Annotated in this window: 1 protein-coding gene and 1 pseudogene; both read left to right on the forward strand. The window is 73.9% G+C overall.

Translation table 11 applies throughout. The features are described 5' to 3' along the window. On the forward strand, positions 1-2,912 hold a 2,912-nt coding region (locus IEZ12_RS07970; RefSeq protein ID WP_189271423.1), incomplete at its 5' end, for a CDP-glycerol glycerophosphotransferase family protein. Between the two features lie 115 nt (positions 2,913-3,027). Next, positions 3,028-4,310, forward strand: a pseudogene (locus IEZ12_RS07975) (hypothetical protein); the annotation flags it as partial.

The following is a 4,310-nucleotide window of genomic DNA, read 5'->3' on the forward strand; positions in this document are numbered from 1 at the left end:
AGACCAACCCGAAGGGCGTCATCGACCGGGTCAAGTCGATGGAGCTGGTCCGCGACTGGCTGGGCGGCCAGAGCGACCCGAAGTTCCGCAAGTACCTGCGCGCCTACGACGAGAACAACCTCGTCGAGGAGATCCCGATGTTCTTCGGCTCGGTGCTGGAGGGCGACCCGGAGTACAACGCCGCCTACCTGGAGTCGGCCGGCCGGCTGCTGCGCGCGATCGGCCCGGAGCAGGTCCGCAAGCTGCGCGCCCCGCTGCGGCTCAAGTACCACCTGACCCTCCAGGGCCGGCTCGACGAGCTGATCGAGCAGCTGATCTTCGAGAAGGACAGCAACGGCGCCGCCCCGACCCGCGGCCTGCTCCGCCCGTACGCCGACTACCCGTTCCTGCGCGGCGGGCGCAAGAGCGTCCCGGCGGACGTGCTGCGGCTGAGCAACGCCCTGGTGATGCGCTCCCGGCTGTACGAGGCGCGCTGGGACGACGGCAAGCTCCAGCTGACCGGGCACGCCTTCCCGGAGCACCTGGGCGCCGAGAACAAGCACGACATGGTCAAGGCGCTGATCCTGCGCGAGGCCAAGGGCCGCCGCGTGGTGGCCGTGCAGACCCGGACGGAGTTCAGCCCGGAGGCCACCGCCAGCTCCCCGCACGACCTGTACAGCTGCGACTGGGCGGGCTTCTCCGCCACCATCGACCCGCAGCGGCTCAAGCACCGCGGCGAGTGGAAGGACGGCTCCTGGCGGGTGCTGGTGGCCGGCGCCGGCAAGGGCGGCGTGTACAAGGGCCGGGTGTCGGTCGGCTGGCACGACCGCGCCGAGTTCGCGCCCGTGCACTGGGTCGAGGACGACGTCCGGGTGGTGCCCTGGCAGCGCGACAACCACCTGCTGCTGCGGGTGGAGCGGGTGCGCGCCCGCGCCGTGTCGGCGACCGCCGACGGCGGCGTCGTCGAGCTGCGCGGCCTGGTCCGCTCCGGCAGCGACCTGGCCGGCGCGGAACTGCGCCTGCAGCACGTCGAGTCCGAGCGCGACGTGTACGCGCCGCTGGAGCTGGGCGTCCCGTCCGGCCGCGACCTGCCGTTCACCGCGCGGATCCGGGTCGCCGACCTGACCGCCGTCCGGGACGCGTGGAACGCCCTCGACCCGGCCGCCGAGCAGCGCACCCGCGACCGCTGGGACCTGGAGCTCAAGCTCGTCGACGGCAGCGCGCTGCCGGTCGTCCTGGACGACCGCACCGCCCCGGTCGAGCTGCACATGCCGCTGGCCGGCGACACCCGCGCGCTGTACGCCAAGCCCTCCCCCAGCGGCTACCTGCAGCTGTGCGACCAGGTGCTGCAGCCGGTCGTCGAGGAGATCGCCCGGGCCAAGGACGGCGAGGGCTTCGTGCTCAGCGGCTCCTTCCCGCTGCCCGGCGCCCACCACTACGAGCTGGTGATCCGGCACCGCAAGCGCCGCGAGGAGCACGCCTTCCCGGTGGAGATCGCCGACGGCCGGTTCCGGGCCGCGCTGCCCGCCGTGCCGACCGCGTCCTTCGCCGGCCGGGTCCCGCTGCACAAGGGCACCTGGACGGTGCTGTTCCGTCCGGTCGGCGCCGCCTTCGACAGCGAGTGGCCGGCCGCGGTGCTCGCCGCGTCGACCTTCGACACGCTGCCGCTGGAGGTGGAGGCCCGCGGCAAGCACGTCGCGCTGGAGCGCCGCCTGTTCGACAGCCTGTCGCTGGAGGCCCGCGACCCGCTGTCCCCGGCCGAGCGCAGCGGCTACCGGCAGCGGCAGCTGCGGCACTCGTTCCCCGAGCTGCAGCGCCGCCCGCTCACCGACACCGTGCTCTACCACACCGTCCGCGAGGACTGGTGGGCCGCGGACGGCGGCCTGTACACCGACTCGCCGCGCGCCGTGCACGAGGAACTGGTCCGCCGCGGCCTGCCGCTGCGCCACCTGTGGACGTCCGTCGACCTGCAGGCCGAGCTGCCGCAGACCGCCGAGTGCGTCCGCCACCGCTCGCCCGAGTGGTTCGAGGCGCTGGCCACCGCCAAGTACATCGTCACCTCGACCCACCTGCCGACGTACTTCCGCCGCCGCCCCGGCCAGGTCGTCCTGCAGACCTGGCAGGGCACCCCGCTGAAGCGGGTCGGCACCGACTTCGAGAAGGTCTGGTTCACCGACGCCGGCTACCTGGAGCACCTCAAGAAGGAGGTGCCGCAGTGGAGCCTGCTGGTGGCGGGCAGCCGCTGGGCCGCGCCGGTGCTGCGCCGCGCTTTCGACTTCGGGGGGAAGGTGCTGGAGAGCGGCTACCCGCGCAACGACGTGCTGTTCGCCGCCGACCGGGAGAAGACCGCCGAGCGGGTCCGCGAGCAGCTCGGCCTGCCCGAGGGCAAGCAGGTGGTGCTGTACGCGCCGACCTTCCGTGAGGACCGGCGGCTGCCCGACGGCGGCTACCAGCTCAACCTGCAGCTCGACCTGGCGGCGGCCCGCGCCGCGCTCGGCGACGACCAGGTCCTGCTGGTGCGCGGCCACGAGGTGGTCCGGGCCCGGATCCCGGAGGCCGGCAACGGCTACGTCTGGGACGTCAGCACCTACCCCGACATGGCGGAGCTGCTGCTGGTCGCGGACGTGCTGGTGACGGACTACTCCGCCGCCGTGTTCGACTTCATGAACACCGGCCGTCCGGTGCTGTTCTTCACCTACGACCTGGAGCACTACCGCGACAACCTGCGCGGTTTCAGCCTGGACCTGCAGGCCAAGGCCCCGGGCCCGCTGCTGGCCACCTCGGCCGAGGTGGTCGCCGCGCTCGGCGACCTGCCGAAGGTCACCGCCGAGTACGCCGACAAGTACGCGGCGTTCCGCGAGGCGTACTGCGACCTGGACGACGGCGGGGCCGCCGCCCGGGTGGCGGACGCGCTGCTCGCCGAGGGCGAGTGAGTGGGGAAAACAACCCCAGGAAAATCGAATATCGTATGTAACTAAATCAATTCCCTCCCTTTTTGAAAAAGGGAGGGAATTGACTTTTACCGACGTTTTGCACTGGGATACCGGAATGTCCCACCTGCTACGGCGCCCCACCGCCGACCGGCCCCCGCACCCCGCCGAACCGGTCGCCGGCGCGGCGCTGCGCCGCGCCTTCTGGGAGGGCGGCGAACTCGTCCTGATCGGCGAGGGCCGAATTCTCGACGCGCCGGGCGAACGCCCCGGGCAGACCCGCATCGTGCTGGAACTGCACCCCATCGACGGCAGCCGCCGCCTGCTGCGGCTGCGGACCGTCCCGTGCTACCTGCCGGAGGCCACCGACGACAGCGCGCAGACCCGGCACAACCTCGACTGGACCGGGTTCACCGCCCGCCTCGACCCGGCGCTGCTGCACACCCCCGCGCTGCGCTCCGTCACCGGCTGGCGGGTCGAGGCGGTCGTCGGCTGCGGCCCGCGCCGGGCCCGTGCCCCGCTCGCCGCGTACTGGTGCGGCAGCGGCGAGTACCCGCCCGCCGGCTGGACCGGCCCGGCGCTCCAACTGGTGCCGACCGTCGAGGACGGCGCGCTGCACCTGACGGTGCGTCCGGTCCGCGCCCGGGTCGACTCCTGCCGCTCCCGCCCCTACGGCTTCGAACTGCGCGGCGCCGCCGTCGCCCCCGGCGGCGCCCTGGTGCTGCGGCACCGCACCACCGGCGCCGTCGTGGAGAGCCTGGTGCACTGGCAGGGCGAGGAGTTCACCGCCGCCGTCGGCACCGTCCCGCGCCTCGCCGAGGGCCACTGGGAGCCCGCGCTGACCCTGCCCGACGGCGACGCCCCGCTCGTCCTGCGCCGCCCGCCCACCGGCGCCTGCCAGCTCCCGCTGCCCGCCGGCCGGGTGCTGTACGCCAAGCAACTCTCCGACGACCGGCTGCAGTTCTGCGTCCAGCCGGCCGAACCGCTGGTCGACCGGATCACCCGCGCCGACGGCGGCTTCGACCTGGCCGGCGAGTTCCCCGGCGGCCTGGACGCCCCGCTGGAGCTGGTGCTGCGGCACTGCGGCGACGGCCGCGAACGGCGCGCGGCCGTCCACCCCGCCGACGGCGACCGCTTCACCGTCCGGCTGCCGCTCACCCCCGCCGGGCCCGACGGCGTGCCCCGCCCGCTCGGCAAGGGCGTCTGGGAGGCCGTGCTGTGCCCCGCCGGCCCCGACGACCACCCCGGCCACCCGCTGCGGCTGCACCCCGCCGCCCTGGCGCAGCTCCCGGCCCACGCCCGCTCCGGCGACAAGTCCTTCCTGCTGCAACGCCGTTGGCACGACACCCTGATCGTGGACAGCCTCCCGGTGCTGGCCGCCCTGGAACGCAGCGCGCTGCG

Source organism: Kitasatospora griseola (assembly GCF_014648555.1).
Classification (GTDB): domain Bacteria; phylum Actinomycetota; class Actinomycetes; order Streptomycetales; family Streptomycetaceae; genus Kitasatospora; species Kitasatospora griseola.